This is a genomic window from Sporosarcina gallistercoris, assembly GCF_014836415.1.
In the GTDB taxonomy this organism is placed as follows: domain Bacteria; phylum Bacillota; class Bacilli; order Bacillales_A; family Planococcaceae; genus Sporosarcina; species Sporosarcina gallistercoris.
This window is the reverse complement of record NZ_JACSQY010000011.1, coordinates 58,655-74,876: the sequence shown is the minus strand read 5'-3', so window position 1 is coordinate 74,876 and position 16,222 is coordinate 58,655. Positions and strand designations below refer to the sequence as shown.

General features: G+C 42.2%; 9 protein-coding genes. 1 reads left to right on the top strand and 8 read right to left on the bottom strand.

Going from position 1 to position 16,222, the window contains the following annotated elements:
- Window positions 1-414: 414 nt before the first annotated feature.
- From H9659_RS13160 to helD, 8 genes are all read right to left on the bottom strand, one after another.
- Window positions 415-3,174 carry a phosphodiester glycosidase family protein gene (locus tag H9659_RS13160; protein ID WP_191691338.1) on the bottom strand — a complete coding sequence of 920 codons (2,760 nt, stop codon included), beginning with the start codon at window positions 3,172-3,174 and terminating at the stop codon, window positions 415-417.
- A gap of 135 nt (window positions 3,175-3,309) precedes the next feature.
- The gene (locus tag H9659_RS13155; protein ID WP_191691337.1) at window positions 3,310-4,767 is read right to left on the bottom strand and encodes an O-antigen ligase family protein; all 1,458 of its coding nucleotides are present in this window, start codon (window positions 4,765-4,767) and stop codon (window positions 3,310-3,312) included.
- 152 nt (window positions 4,768-4,919) lie between these two features.
- Window positions 4,920-6,623 (bottom strand): DUF4855 domain-containing protein, encoded by a 1,704-nt coding sequence (locus H9659_RS13150; protein ID WP_191691335.1) that lies wholly within the window; start codon window positions 6,621-6,623, stop codon window positions 4,920-4,922.
- Between the two features lie 109 nt (window positions 6,624-6,732).
- Window positions 6,733-8,391, bottom strand: coding sequence for a DUF4855 domain-containing protein (locus H9659_RS13145; RefSeq protein ID WP_191691333.1), 1,659 nt, complete (start codon window positions 8,389-8,391; stop codon window positions 6,733-6,735).
- Window positions 8,392-8,652: 261 nt separating this feature from the next.
- Window positions 8,653-9,468 (bottom strand): tryptophan-rich sensory protein, encoded by an 816-nt coding sequence (locus H9659_RS13140; RefSeq protein ID WP_318240733.1) that lies wholly within the window; start codon window positions 9,466-9,468, stop codon window positions 8,653-8,655.
- A 71-nt stretch (window positions 9,469-9,539) separates the two neighbouring features.
- Window positions 9,540-11,009 (bottom strand): PH domain-containing protein, encoded by a 1,470-nt coding sequence (locus H9659_RS13135; protein ID WP_191691331.1) that lies wholly within the window; start codon window positions 11,007-11,009, stop codon window positions 9,540-9,542.
- Entirely contained in the window at window positions 11,006-11,503 is a 498-nt protein-coding gene (locus H9659_RS13130) for a PH domain-containing protein (protein ID WP_225217839.1), read from the bottom strand. Before H9659_RS13130 ends, H9659_RS13135 begins: the two co-directional genes overlap by 4 nt.
- Window positions 11,504-12,314: 811 nt before the next feature.
- Complete coding sequence (helD, locus tag H9659_RS13125) at window positions 12,315-14,540, bottom strand: RNA polymerase recycling motor HelD (protein WP_191691318.1); 2,226 nt, start codon at window positions 14,538-14,540, stop codon at window positions 12,315-12,317.
- A 527-nt stretch (window positions 14,541-15,067) separates the two neighbouring features.
- Here helD and H9659_RS13120 point away from each other — a divergent pair.
- Window positions 15,068-15,946, top strand: a complete 879-nt coding sequence (locus H9659_RS13120) for a nuclease-related domain-containing protein (protein ID WP_191691316.1) — start codon at window positions 15,068-15,070, stop codon at window positions 15,944-15,946.
- Window positions 15,947-16,222: the final 276 nt, after the last annotated feature.

Below are 16,222 nucleotides of genomic sequence, written 5' to 3'. Positions count from 1 at the left end.
AAGTAATCTGAATACTCTTTCTCCTGAATTCCTCACTGATCAAGGAGTTCACTCATTTAAATGTTTGAATATATCCTTTGCGAGTGCGTCGTTTCGGCCTTTTCATCAGTACCCACAAGCTGAGAAGCCCCAACAAGATGATGCAGATGGATACCGTCAAAATAATCACAGGATAGCTTCATTTCTTTTAACTGTAATAAGCTATGCAGTTAGAAAAAATTCAATGGGATTTTCCACACCATTTTTATTGATAAAAAATAAAATCTTAAAATATGGAGAATAGAAAAACCTGCAAAGAGAACATTCTCTTTGCAGGTTTCATAGCGCCAACCAAGCTTAACAGCATTCTTCATATATTATGAAGGATTTTCTACATTGTTAGTGTATCATATTTTCTAGTAATCTCAAATTCTATTACTTAATTAATAGAGTTCTGTAGAGGAATACTGAAAAATCTGCGCGATTGATATTTTGGGCAGGACCAAATTTTCCTTGCCCTATTCCATTTGTAATATTATTAAACGCTAGAGAGTTAATAGCATCGTGTGCAAAGGACCCTTTTGAATCTACAAAGTACTCTTTATCACCCACTGGTAAGGAAAATCCGCGCTTCAAAATTGCCGCCATTTCTGCACGTGTTAATTTCCCATTCGGATCAAACCTTTTTCCATTGTCTTTCCCATTGATAATACCGGCCTTTGCAGCTGCGGCTACTTCTTTATAGAATCCCATACTCGGTTTCATATCATCAAATCCAGGATCAGTAACATTCTCTAAAGGCAATTCAAGTGCTCTAGTCAGCAAAATTGCTGCCTGCTGACGTGTTAGCTCGTCATACGGACCAAAGTTCCCATTTGAATAACCAGCTATTACGCCGTTAGTTACAAGAGAGGAAATTTCACTTTCCGCACGGAAATTCAAACTTGTATCTTTAAATAACGGTTCTCTATACTCAGAATCATAAACAGCCTTTACATCATCAAAAATAATTGTTCCAGAGGTTTTCTTCTCACCTGAAGGCTGTGCAATGTAAATTTGTTCAAGTGATAGTTGTCCAGAAGCGTTTTCAGGAACCTTTGCGGTAACGAAGTTCCAACCAACCCACTTTAATCCTCGTTCAGAGGTGAAGTTAATAGTATGCTCACCACCGGAAGAGTCTTTCAACTTCCCTCTTAACCAAGAACGGCTTCCATCTCCATATACTCTTGCTGTAATTAGGGCAGGGTTTCCATCCAATATTTTCGGGACATTCGCATTCAAATAAGCAGCTGAAGTTCCCGTTTCACCTACAAAGTCATAACTGAGTTTAATAGCCGCATCTCCTTCAAAAGGATAGTCCTTGTTATCTGTTAGCTTTAAAACCGAGGACCCGTTAACCGAGGAAGCTTTCCATCCAGTGAGCGTCTCCATTCTGTCTATACTGATAGCAGCTGACGTTCCTACGGATACCGGGATTGAGACGACTTTTCCGCCAAGTTCCGCTGTAATCTTTCCTGTTCCGTTAGTTGCAGTGAATACGCCTGATTTCGTGATTGTACCTACTGAACCTTCGACTCCCCATTTAATGAGAGAAGGATCATAGATGACCGAGCGATTTTGACTGTCAAATGCTTTCAGAGTCAATTGCTTTGTTTCACCTTTTTTCAACTTCAGTTCACTCTCAGACATTTCAATCTTAGTAATCTTATCGACTACTTCAAGATTCAATTGACCATTTCCCTCACCTGTTTCAGTTCGTAAAAGAAGCGTATCTTTGCCTGGTTTTACTGCGGTAAAGTTAAGTCCACTCGATTCAACAGTCCCGTTTACTGAGCTCAATGTAAGCTTTGTATTTCCAAGTGACACTGGATTGTAGAATTGATCCATCACATAATTGATCAGGACAGTTCCCTTTGTCCCTTTTAAGTAGACTCCATCTTTTTCGAAGCGAGCTCCAATTTCTGCGACTTTTCCTGCCGGTGCCGTTGAAACGGCTAGCAAGGAAGTGGATACTCTTCTTTCCGATTGATCCGAAGGGCGGTTGTACAAAGAGACTTGCTGATCGCCCGGTTTCCGGACAGCCATTGTTGTCGACCCGCCTCCGTCAAGATTCAATGCTTGATAAGCACCAAGTGACACCAAGTGCTCTGCAAGTTGTTTCATATTCATGCCTTTACTGTATCCAGGTTGCCGACCGTCAACTGTTACCATGAATACTTTTGTCCCTGTTTTGTCTATAGCAATGGCAGTCCGAGGTGCACGCTCTGTTGCTTTATCACTTGTTAGATCCATCGCGACATTAACCTTACCATCTTTCACCAGTTCCGGTCCTGATGTTAGCATGAAGGACGCATCTTTCCACGGTTCATCGATCGTTGCCGAAATCTCGATTTCAGCACCTACAGGGATTGTCCTTAAATTCACTTCCGCTTCACCATGGCCAGAAAGTACAAATCCATTTTCAGGGATAGGCGAAGGATCTTTATCGCCTCGAGTCCTAACCTTCTTAACAACGCCTTTTACTGTTTCACCGAAATGCAGTTCAGTGCCACCCGTAACATTGTCCAATACAACTTCCACGCCGAGCTCATTTGTTTCAGTAGTCGGTTTAGGGTAAAGCGGCGTATATAAAATCATATTATTCGTTGACCGATGCTTATCTGTACTAGTTATAGCTATTTTCTTTCCTTGGTATGTAAAGTGGATATCCAAATTGTAGGGAGCAATCTTCCCTTTACCTGTTTTGTCGACACCAAACGCAATAGGTTGATTTACAAACTGGTCATCTCCAGTAGCTATTATCCCTGCATTTATCAATTGGTTTCGATAGGATATTAAATACATAGGAAGATAGCCTTGATCAGCACTCCAGAAAAAGGACCCATTAATAGCGCCTGCAACTTGTTGTCCTGGCGAATTATAAGCCTTAGCTTGATCTGTTGTACGAAGTAATTTATTAAGTGGCTTTGGGTAAGATACATCCACTGTAGTATATGGATCATTCAAGTCTACAGTAAGCTTTCGAGTAGCCTGATTCTCACCGTATTTCACTTCATTTACATAGTTATAGTTCACACCTTTCGAGATTTTTTCATTCTGAATTTCGGCATTTGCAATCGCAGGTGGTAAAACCAGCAGGACACCTACTATGGCAGCTACTAGTTTTTTAGATCGTATTGACGTCTTTAAAGTCATTTCAGCCCTCCGCTATCTTTGTAATACTATCATTATAAAAGAATAAAACATAAATGTCCTACTAATCTATGTTTTTCGTTCGAAATGACTAAAAAACCGTAAGTCGGAATCACTTATCCGACTTACGGTTTTTCATTATATTTTTTGTTTTTCATTTGGTTCGAGACAAGCTAGGAAACCTGCCAATATAATGTAAAAGTACATTGTAAATGTCTTGTCTTCCCAAATATTATAGATGAATCCGCACCAATAGATACCGATCATCGCAGCTAGTAATGGTATTGCGAGTGGATTATTATGACGATTCTTCCAAAACAGCACTAGGATTCCCAGTAAAAATACTGCGAAGAGCAGGACACCTGCTATTCCTGTTTGCGCGATAATTTGAATATATTGGTTATCCGAGTAAATGTCCACTCCAATATCATAATCCTTATAAACAGGCGAACCAAATGATTTAGCAGCTGAGTCTCCGAACGTTGCGAAACCAGATCCTATAAGAGGGTAATCCTTAAACACCTCAAAGCCTTTAGAAACCACGTATAATCTACCTGTCGTCAGACTTTTTTCAAACGTATTCGCATTAAATGTCTCTTTAATACGAGTCTTTTCGACTGCAAATCCACCTTCATCTTCAGCAGGACCAGTCCGTTCAATTTCTCCAACCTTTGTATTACTCTTCACCCATTGAGCACTATACGTAGCGGGTAGAGCAACGAGCACAAAACCGATTGCAATGACAGCGGCGATTTTAAGCACCAGTTTCCAATTGAATGTAAACACGAAATAGACAGCCAAACTAATAGCGAAGGCAATCCATGTACCTCGGCTGTATGTCAGAATCCAAACACCAGCCATCACAACGAGAATAATTGTCAGAAAAACACGGACCGCTGAGCTTTTCGTCAATCTTCTTAAATAATATGTCAATAGTGCAGTAATCGTCAGGTAAACCGCCAATACATTCGGATTGTTAAGTAAACCATAGATACGACTACTATTATTTGGTGATAACTGTCGGTTCACCCAGAGCTCAGGCATCCACTGTGAGCGGACAGACACTTTTTCAACAAGTCCCTGAATTAATACAAGTATCACAACAGCAACCGTCATATACATAAAGTTGAGCATGTCTTTTTTCGTAATGTCCAACCGTTTAACCACATATAAAAGCAAAAAGGTTATTACAAATGCACGAATTTGAAAGATGATTGCATTCATCCCGATATCATTTATCAAGGCTGAAAGTGCACCAACGAACAAGAAACCAAGAAACGCCCACTCATATACAGCAAATTTAAATATAGATGTCCAATTGTTCCTTGAATTCCACATAATTCTTAAAAAGACAAAAACAATGATCACATCACCTAAAAGTTTCAATGCAGGATTCACTGTGATCAAAAACGATCTCAAAGGATAATAAATCAATAAAAACAGGATCCCTTGCTTAGGTAAGAAAAATGCCGCTAAAGCAAGAATTAAAGTAATGGCATACGCTAGTATCGCATTTGGCATCAGCAGAGCTAACGCTAATAGAACCGCTCCTGCAATCGGAAAAACGAATTCCATTTTTTTTGATATCAAATTCATGAGCTAAACCCTTTCTATTCTTCATTCGGCATTCATTATAGCACAGCTTATAGTAGAAGATGAGTTATTTTTCTATTCGTCTATAGCGGACGAAGTAGCCAGCATAAAGTTTCAAAAAGGCACTGCATGCAGATTTACATGCAGTGCCTTTCTTATTTTGGATTAAAAAATGTTGTATTCAATTGATTGTACCATTGTTTATAAACAGGATGTTCAATCGTATTCATGCGTTCCACCATATTCACACCTTGATAAAACATCATACCTTTTTCATCCAATCCATATCTTTTTGCAAAATCCATGTACAAGTTGAAAGCTTCGACGCCCTCATTGGATGCAACTTGTCCGAGCCCATACGAATCGATTTCAATGGTTATCCCCGTCCCGTAAATTTGAGCATTCAAAAACGCTTGATGAAGACGATTTTCTTTGTCCTTTATACTCGTCCTAAACGCATTCGGTTGCAGGAAAGCTCCATCAAACCCGTATTCTCTCCACTTATGGAAGTTTGTAGAAAGAGCATGGGGTGAATATATAAAATACTTCTTATGCGGTTTCAGCATGCTCGATATTGAAGAAATAATAATTTCGTCCTCACTTGTCCGAACAGTTTCACTCACCCAATAAAATCCTTTAAGCTTGACGTTGTTATAACCTTCCCGCTCAAAACGTTTCAAAGTCTCTTTTACATACCAACTTGCTAGATCATAACGAGGATAAAGGCCCGTACCTAAGTCTTTACCGTCCAATGAAATGATCGACTCATTGCGTTTTGGATATGGAATAGAAATGTATGCATCCACAACTCGCCCATTCGTTCTCGCAGCGCTATCTAAATTATGAATGGCTCCGTCAGGCGAAAATGTTCTATCCAAATAGTTTTGCCAATCTTCATAGTTTGCGTGATTCGAGGTGCTATCTGTAAACATATTTCCTTCTGTATTGTATCGTAATCCAAGTATGACAAACGTATCAAACATTTCTCGTCGGATACCATCTCCAATATCACTTGTTAAATAATGATTGAAAAACTCTGGAGTAAAGGTTTCTTTCTCTTTCACTCCGTTATAGATAAGCACGCCACTATTCAAACCAGTTTTATCAGAAGAGCCGATCGTTTGCGCATACTCTACAAACTTATTACTTTTCGGATGAATCGTTCCTTTAGGATAGGAATCCACTATTTTGAGTGCATCCTCTACTGAAGTTTCAGTTGCAACTACTTCGCCCTGACTTTTAACTTCATATGAAACAGGTTTCGAGTAAACTCGCGCTACAAAAGCACTGAACTGTGCACGTGTAACAAAGACATCAGGACGAAATGTCCCATCTTTATATCCCGTAGTTACTTCATGATAAGCAATCGCATCGACATAAGGGTAATACACATTGGTCTCAGGTACATCACTGAATAAGGAACGGCCTTTCCCTTTATAATCATATGCCGTGGCAATCATTTTCGACATTTCATCCCGCGTAAGAAGTGCGTAAGGTTCAAATTTGTTATCATATAAGCTCAACCAATCCTTCTCGACTGCTGTCATTATTTGCGAGTACCCTGGTGAATTCGGATTTATATCTTCCACTTCTACTGTGGCCCGTATTACAGATGGCGCATCTAAAGCTCTGGTCATCATGATAGCCGCATCTTTTCTTGTAATACCTTCTCCCGCTCTAAAAGTTCCATCCGTATATCCGTTCACAACACCATGAGAAGAAATAAAGCCAATGTCTTCATAAGCCCAGTATGTATGTGGTACGTCCTTAAACAAAGCAGCTTGCGTAAGTTTGGCGTTAGAAAATAGAAACACAGAAAACACTGCCGAAACCATAAACAGTGTCACAATTCTTTTCATCCCTAAAAGACCTCCAATTATCAATTCATGTAAATTTTTCCTTCGTTACTAATTATCTAGTATACACTATTATTTCACTATTCCCACTTGTATTTTTGTGAAATGCCGGTTAATTGATAAAGTCTCCTAATTCCTTATAGGCATTTTTGTAAGATATCGGTTTCCACATGCTCATTCTATATACCATTTCTGTTTGCTGATAAAGCAAAAGACTTTTTCCTTTTAGTCCATACATTTCAGCGAATTCCAGATACGTTTGGAAATTTTTAATTCCATTATCTATTTGGTGGGGAGAGTAGTTATCAATTTCCAAAGTGATTCCACTCCCTTTGATCTGAGCTTCTAAAAATGCTTTATGCAATCTTGGTGAAGGATCACCTAGTTGTAGACGAAACGTATTCGGTTGTAAATACGCACCATCAAACCCATAGTACTTCCAGTTTTCGAAATTTGTCGTTCGTGCATGTGGAGCATAGATGAACTTCTTACCACGTTTATGAATTACTGAGGAAGTATCTGTAACAAGTTGTTCATCTTCTGCATGGATAACAGTTTCGTTAATCCAAAAGTACCCTTTAAAAACAAGATTTCCATATTTTCCATTTTTCCACTTGCTCTCTATTTCACTTATATACCAGTTAACTAACTCTTTACGGGCATTCAGAGTATTAGCCACATTTTTCCCAGCCAAGTTCTTTATGGCTCCTGTTCTTTTAGGATACGGTATGCCGATATAGACTGAGACCGTTCTACCTTCTTCCATAGCCGCTAAATTCAATGGTTTTAATGGTCCATTTGCTGAGAATAGCTTATCCGCATACCATTTCCAATCCTTATAATCCGCTTTATTCTTTGACGTTTCTTGGAATTCTCCTCCAGGATATTGCCGCCCCATCACTACGAATGTATCAAAATAATTCCTATTGCCATCAGATAGATACGGCTTATAAAATTGTATGTCGAATGCTGTTTTTTCGAGTCCGCTGTATATGAGAACACCATTTTTTATCCCTGTATCTTTCATAGATGATGGCTGTTGGTTATATTTCATGAGTGAATTACTATTAGGATGTACAGTGGCACCAGGGTGTCGCACTGCGTAAGTTATCGCTTCGGTCTCGTTTGTATAGGTAGCTAAAGTTTGTCCATTTTTTTTAACGCTATATGACAGAGGTCGATCATACACTCTCTTTAGGAATGTTGAAAATTGAGCACGGTTCACGGAAACGTTTGGCTTAAAAGTCTTATCAGCGTATCCTGTCGTAACCCCATTTTCCGCAAGCGCATCTATGTATTTATAATAAGGATTACTTGATGGGACATCTTTAAATGAGGATTTGTTTTTTCCTTTATAGTTATAAGCCACTACAAGAAGTTTCGCCATTTCAGCTCTAGTGAGCGGAGCATCAGGTTTAAAACGATTTCCGGATAGTGTTAACATTCCTTTGTTGGCTACAATCATCATTTCCCGGTAGCCTCCCATCGAGATCTTAACGTCTGAAGGTCGAACAGTTGGTACAGAAATTGTTGGTGCATTCATGGCACGAACTATCATGACAGAAGCATCTTTTCTAGATAAGACTTTTGTAGGTTTAAACTGTCCATCAGAATAACCCCTGATAACTTCTTTATCAGTTAAAAAACGGATTTCATCATGAGCCCAATGTGCTTTAGACACATCAGTAAATGTGGCGCCTCTAGCATGTAACGGTAGTAAAATAAGCAATAGGGTGCTCAAACACAAAGCCCAAAATTTTCTCTTAAACATAATTTATCTCCTTTTTGTCACTCAACATATGACTATACTATCGTTAAATTACCAATTAAACAATATAGCATAGTTATTAATTCTAAAGAATGAAAAGCCATATAGGTTATAAAACCTCTTTTAATACACAACAAAAAGCCCCAGAAATCGTAGGAAGTCTAGGACTTAAAATCTTCTGAAAGCATACGTTTCATAATACGCATATGAACCCTTATTAACTAGCTGTGAGGTATAAAAAAACAAAAGTGTTTGCTTTTGAAATCACCTTCTACCAAATTGCACACGCTTTCTCGGCCTTTTCACCAGTACCCACAAACTGAGAAGCCCCAGCAAGATGATGCAGATGGAAACCGTAAGTATAATACTAGGATAGGCTTCATTCCACCCTTCCGGAGATACGTGTTCGTTATAGATGCCGACATACGCCCACACGAGGACAAAACCGTAAGAGGCAATCCAATTTTTCAACAGCGTCGCAATACCGATTGCAGTTCCAACGATCAGAATGATGACCGTCCATGTCTGATCCGACAGTCCGAAACCGTCCCAATCGATCGATACGAAATACGCCGTAATATTAGCGATGGTCGCCACTGTAATCCATCCGAAATACACACTGAATGGCAGTCGTATGAAAAACTTCTCTTTAAACGATAGATCGGCTTTCACCGTCATGCCGTTGATGAGAATCAGACTTACTAAAATGATGATCATCAAGACAATTGAAACTTCAAGCTTTCCATAATGCCACGCCACGATCCACAAAGCATTCGCTACAGATGAAAGCGAAAAATAGACCGCGATTTTCTGCATGAGCTGTGTCACATCCGATCGTTCACCTGATCGGAAGAAACCGAGTTGGTAGACGACATGAAACGCAAGGAGCACATAGATGAGTCCCCAAATCGCAAACGTATACCCCGCCGGCGCAAACAAGTTGCTATAAGAATCCGATACTTCCCCCGCAGTCATCCCGTTCAATGGCAGTGCGTTCGACAAGTAGTTCATGACAATCATTAACACATACGTCACGAGCACCACTACACTCATCTTCCCGAACTTCTTTTGTCGTCCCACTTCAACACCCCTTTTATTAGTTAGACGTCGCTACTTAGTCTATTCCTGAAGTTGTTCCGATTAAAACCCTTTCATTGTAACTGTACGTCATTGGTCCGTTCTGCATACCAGCTGACAAACTGCCGGGCTTCTTGAATGGGCATGTCCTCCAGCATCTCATGCCGCACCGGTTTTGCCCGATTAATCAGTCCAATCGACCCGAGACCGAACCACTGCTGCAGTTTGGTCCGCTTCACAGAGACTTCTATGATTTTGTCACGCCTCGAAAGAAATGTCGTTTTCTCAAATGTCCCCTGACTCAGTTGAATGAATTGCCCTTCCAGCGCGTAGGAAGTGTTCCAATAACTAAGTATCCGGCTGAATATGAGAAGGACTAGAAAGATGATGGACCCCATCGCCCATCCAAATTGAAGATTGAATACTTCTGGCCGCAAATAGATAAGGAAGCTGGTGACAATCAGCCAGAACCAATAGGGTTTGACGAGTCGGGCCACCAACGATTTCCGCGGCAGCCGCTTGGTATCCTCAATCACTTCGTAGTCAGGCAGCAATTCCGCAATCATGGCATATGCCCGCTTCACCGGCAAAAACGGATACAGTGTACTGACTTCGTCCTCATCATCCCCAAGATCTCCAGCGCTAATCAGCTTCACTTCAGCTAGGCCAAGCATTCTTTTCATGAAGGACTGCGTAATTTCGACTGCCTGTACACGTTTCTTCGCGATGGAAAATACAGTTTCATTCAAGACGCCTTTTGAAATGAAGATCCGCTCTTCATCTGAAGCGATTTCGTATCGACCATATTTCACAAACGTCCACATAATGCCTATCGTCAAGGCTAGAACGAAGAGACCGAGTGATAACCCAGCGATCACCCAACCCGAAGTCAGAATGGAAGCAAGCCAACCTTCCACATACTCCTCGACGTCGAACAGTTGGTCCAGTTTGGAGAAGACCGATGTACCAACCAGCAAGATGATCAAAAAACTGAGTGATGTGAAAGACGCTTTGATCGTATCCTTTCTAGTAGGAGTGAAATGGACGACGCGCTCCGGAATAATAGGCGCTATTCCGTCTTCCGTTTGTGTTGCCTCATTCTCAGGATGCATGAATTCTTTCACTGCTTTTTCCAAACGATCCGCTTCAGAACGTCTTAAGGCATCGAATTTCACATTTGAATTCATCCCAGAAGTACCTGTTTCAAAAGTGATGGAAGTCATTCCGAACAGCTTATGTAAAAACGAGGTATGCCGCTGTACATTTTGTATTTTGTCGAAGTACACCGTCCGCTCCGTTTTCTCAAAAATACCCGATACCAGATGGAACGCCATTTCGTCTGCCGCATACTTTCGAGAGAACCATTTCAGAATACTGGCGGATACGGTGAGGACTACTGATAGTAACAGAAGGATACGGCCCAATCGAGCGAGCCAAGAATCTGAACCGATGTTGACGGCAACAACAAACGCAAGTATGGCATAATTTTTCACAATTGCAGCAAAGTCGAACAAGATGGACGACGGATGGTATCGCTTCATCATTCATCCACTTCCTTAATTTTCGCGCAGCGTGCGATTTGGTTTCTCACTTCAATCGCAACTTCTTTCGGCAAAGCAGGAATTCCATGACTCGACCCCATTGTTTCGATTTCCAAGGAATACAAGCCATAACGCCTTAAAATCGGTCCTTGATTCGTTGAGACTGCCTGAATCTTTGACATCGGAATGAGTTCATAGTGTTCATGGAACGCTCCTGATTTTATGTGCAGAAATTCATCTGTAACTTCATAACGGAAATGCTTATGGAAATAGACGGGCCGCAAGCCGATGGACCAGACTGCAGAAATCAGAGTTAGTCCTGCGCCCCAATATGTAATCCAACGCGTCCACGCCCACCAAGAAAAGTACAGACTGACTGCAAAGAAAATCCCCAAAATCATAAGCATGATCACATGGCCAATGGCCGCTCCCCATCTTAGTACAGGTACTGTGGTATCCGCCAATCGTTGCGTTGGTACTTGAATATCGTCCTCCAATACGAGTCCCCCCAGCTGATTCCTTTTCACCATTACAACAAATTTCGTCGATAGTTTCAAAGGAAGCGATAGGATTTGTTGGATTGCGGGAGGATTTACCGTTTGAGTGTTTCTTAATTATAGGCGATTTCTTCTTATTTAGACATTAGAAGTATTCCATTTTTTGGATTATTCATGTTGAATTGTGTCCCGTTATCGAGAAATTCTGGTGAGTGTCGGGGAAGTGCAAAGAGTTGATTGATAAAGGGCACTATGTAATCGAGAACTTTCATCAGGTGACGGACAAACGGCGGGATGTGTCGAGGTACGCAGGAGAGGCCGACGCCGAGTAACTAGCCTTCTTTCAATAAGCGAAGCGCACCCAATTAATCCCTGAAAGCTGTTGAATTGGGCCCCGTTATCTAGAAATTCCGCTAGGTGTCGGAGAAATGCTCCTATGTGATGGTGAAACTCAGCTGAGTGACGTTGAAATCTCTCGTCGTGTCGGAGAACTCACTCTATGTGTCGGAGAATTTTAATTGGTGATATCTCACAGCGAGATTGCCCCTACTTTAATGAGTGACGGCTTACAATTAATCCCTTATTCATGCTGAATTGCGTTCCGTTATCAAGAAATTCCGCTAGGTGTCGGAGAAGTGCTTCTATGTAATGGTGAAACTCAGCTGAGTGACGTTGAAATCTCTCGGTCTGTCGGAGAAGTTTAAACGACATGATTCCCCGCGAGATTCTCCCTCTAATATGAGCTTAACTGCATGCCTCATCCAACACACAAAATCCCGCAGCGCACCACTCGCTCACGGGATTCCGGAATTTATTCGCCTAGCACTTCTTTTGCTGCGTCGCCTAGCACATGCAACTCGTGCATCGGGCGCGTCATTGCTACATACAACAACTTACGGTCAATCTGCGAGTCACGAAACGGATCGCGGAATGCCGCCACGATAACTGCGTCAAATTCCAATCCTTTCGATAAAACACTCGGCACGATGAGCATGCGTGAATCATCGATATCGCTTTGCTCGTCAAGCAGCTGGACCGCTATCCCGCCATCCGATAACACCTCAAAAAGTCGTTTTGCTTCAGCGTTCGTCTTACAAATCATTGCAACTGAGCGGTGGCCACGCTCCGCAATCTCCTCATAAATACCCTGCACACGTCCGATATCCAGCTCATCCATTTCGTGGAACACAGGATCGATTCCATGACGAACGACCGGCTCGACAAGCGGCAAATCTTCCTCCATTTGAGCCAGCACCCGATTCGCCAGATTCATGATTTCAATCGTTGTCCGATAACTCTTCTGGAGCGTCGTATACGTGGCGGTCGGCAACATCTTCAGTACGGGATCCCATGACGTCAATGCCCGGTAGCTATGAATTCCTTGCGCCAAGTCGCCGACGAGTGTGAACAGTTCCGTTTCGAGCCCGTCGTGCAGCGCCGCCAGCTGATACTCACTGTAATCCTGCGCTTCATCGATGAAAACGACACGCATTTTCCACTCACTTTCGAGCCCCTTCAGCTGCACATGCAAGTCGAAAAGCGCTGCCAAGTCTTCAGTTTCCCATGTGTTTTTCAAATGTGCCTCTTGGAATGAAGCCCGGAATACTTCTGACCACTCCGGCGCAAGTTCTGTCTGTAATTCAGCATCTGTCAACCAACTTCGGTACAATTGCTTCACGTTGAATTTTTTGAATCTCTTCATATAAGAAGCAACTTTCTCCTTGCCTTCCTTCTCAATCTTAGGAAGTCTCTCGTCTCGCTCGTCCATGATCCGAGTGATCCTAGCACGACGCTTGTCGTCATCCCGTATTCCATATAATGCTTTATCCAATGCCGCTTCGTATTTATCCGATAATAGCTGGTAGAGTTGCTTGCGCTTGCGCGTCACTTCCGATTTCATGACTAGCTTGATACGCTCAAGTCTTTTCTCAATTGGCAAGTATCCGAAGTCTTCCAGGAATAACTTGCGCAACCGCTTTGCACCCATGATACGATAATTGTCGATGAAAACATCTTCGAATAAAGCCGCTATTTGCTGCTCGAGTTTTTTCACGTACCTTGCCATAATTGACTGGTACTCATCGGATCCTTTCATCCTAGCAATGGCGATTGCGGTTTCATCCACCGAATCCGATGATGCCAATTTCTCAAGTCTTGCATTCGTATCCGTCAATTTCAGCTTAAGACCTGTGGCATTCAGGACATATTCTTCAAACGTTGTCTGGCAAATACTGCCGACCCCGAGTTCAGGGAGCACGTCTCCGATATAATCCATGAACAACTTACTCGGTGCGAGAATCATCAGCTTTTCAGCAGGGAAATCCGTTCCCTTTGTGTAAAGAAAGTAGGAAATCCGATGCAGCGCAATGGTCGTCTTCCCACTTCCTGCCGCGCCCTGGACGATAATCGGCTTGCGCAGACTTGCTCGGATAATGTCGTTTTGCTCGGATTGGATCGTCGAGATGATTTCCGTCAACCGGACATCTGCTTTGCCCGCGAGTGCTTCCTGCAGCAACTCATCGTTCGTCGTCAAGTCAATATCACGAACATCGAGCAATTCGCCCTCTTCAATCTGATATTGCCGCTTCGAATGCAGGTGGCCGCTGACTTCCTCTCCGCGCACATCATACGTCAGATCACCTAATCGACCATCATAATACACATTCGCGACTGGCGATCGCCAATCAACAATAATCGGTTCTTGCGTCTCCTGATGAAATACCGAGGTCTTGCCGATGTAAAGAATTTGGTCCTTTTCATCATCAGGCTGAAAGTGGATCCGCGCAAAATACGGCTTCTTCTGAACGGCTTCAAACGTCTCTTTCTGGGAGCGTGCCATTTCGAAAAACCGTGTGTTCGTGAGAATGTTAATGTAACTCATACTGGAATCCAAATAATCCAAATCCGCCATCGCGTGACGAATTTGTTCTTGAGAGGCGTCGACATCACGCTGCGATTCTTCTAAAAGCCGTCGCATGTAATGTACGGTGTAGTCCAGACGCTCAGCCTCAAACTCAAAATCAGGGTGTCTCTGCATGTACAGATCCTCCGCTTTCCTAGAATTTGTCCTGTCGTTTCCGGATGGTGATAAAATACTGGGGAAATTTGAAACAGAAGATGATTGTACCACTCAAATTTTCAGAGCGCAAGATAATATGACAGAAAATTCTGTAGCGCTTAGATGAGGATCGAGTGCTAGATTTAGCTATGTAGGATAGCCAGTATTTTAACAAACGAAACGCTGCCAATTAATGCTTTCATCATACCGAATTGTGTCTCGTTATCGAGAAACTTCGCTGGGTGTCGGTGAAATCTGGCTAAGTGATGGAGAACTTACTCTGTGGGATGCACAATCTGTGACCGGTGTCGGACATTTCCTCTATATCCTATTCTGAACATTGCTCAGCATACGTTTAATTAATAATAGATTATTCTAACAAGTATGATAGAATTAACTTAATAACATGAAAGGAAGTGAATGCAATAATTTATAAGGAACGATCTTTCCCCACTGCTCTGGAGGGGCTGACAGTCGCTTTAAGCAGACTGCCTGAGACCCATCCTATGTACGGGAAAATCAAGCAACGCGCGGCGTCGATAAAAGCGGGGTATGGAGGCGAGCAAGAACTGGACAGGGTTCTTGGCAACTATACATTTCCGATGTCCACGCATATTTTAAATGATGTATCGTTATCCTCTAGCTCTCTCTTTCAGATTGATACATTGATTCTCACTCAAGAATTTGCATTGATTTGTGAAGTGAAAAATATAGCAGGAGACCTCTCCATTACAGAGAATCCCCCACAGCTTCTGCGTATGTCAATAAACGGTGAAATACTCGGGTTTCCAAGTCCGATTGCTCAACTTACCAACACCTGTCAGTTATTCGAAGATTGGCTGAGCGCTAAAAATATCAATCTTCCTGTCCTTGGCTGTGTAGTGTTGGCGTACCCTAAGCAACGATTATCGATTTTCAAGACCACCGTGCCTATCCTCTTTCCAAGCATAATCCCTCAACACATACGGTCGCTTTACACAAATCACCCATTACTCTCTCCTGAAGATTTTGAGAGCTTGGCCCGACGTATTGTTAAAGAGCATCGCCCCTATTCGCCGAAACCAGTTGCCGACACTTACTCGATTCCTCCTGAAGACTTCTTGACTGGGGTTGCTTGTCCAGCGTGCCATGCTCTTGGTATGATGAAAAACGGACAATTCTGGAATTGTCCAAGCTGTAGGAATCGATCTACAACCGCACACCAGCAAGCCATACTGGATTGGTTCCATTTGTTCGGCGGCCCGTTGACAAACAAAGAATGCAGGAGATTTTGCCATGTCCATTGTTCGCAATTCACTCGTCGAACCCTACTAAATATGAACCTAGTCACTGTAGGCGCATCTAAAAACAGAGGATACATTAAACGAAATAGTTCCCATATCTAAACACTCTTATCGAGTGTTTTTTTGTCGGCTAGCGCTGTAATGAATTGTGTACCGTTATCGAGAAACTCTGCTAGGTGTCGGACAAATTTTGCTATGTGATGATGAAACTCACTCCACTGTACGGCAACCCGCTGCAAGTGACGCACAACCCAACACTTGTGATCGAGAACGCCTTATTGAGCAAGTTGCTGATGTGCTCACGAGATAGCCCTCCCATCAACAAGTGAAGCGCTACCAATTAGTCCCTTAACGCTTTTAAATTGTGTCCCGTTATCG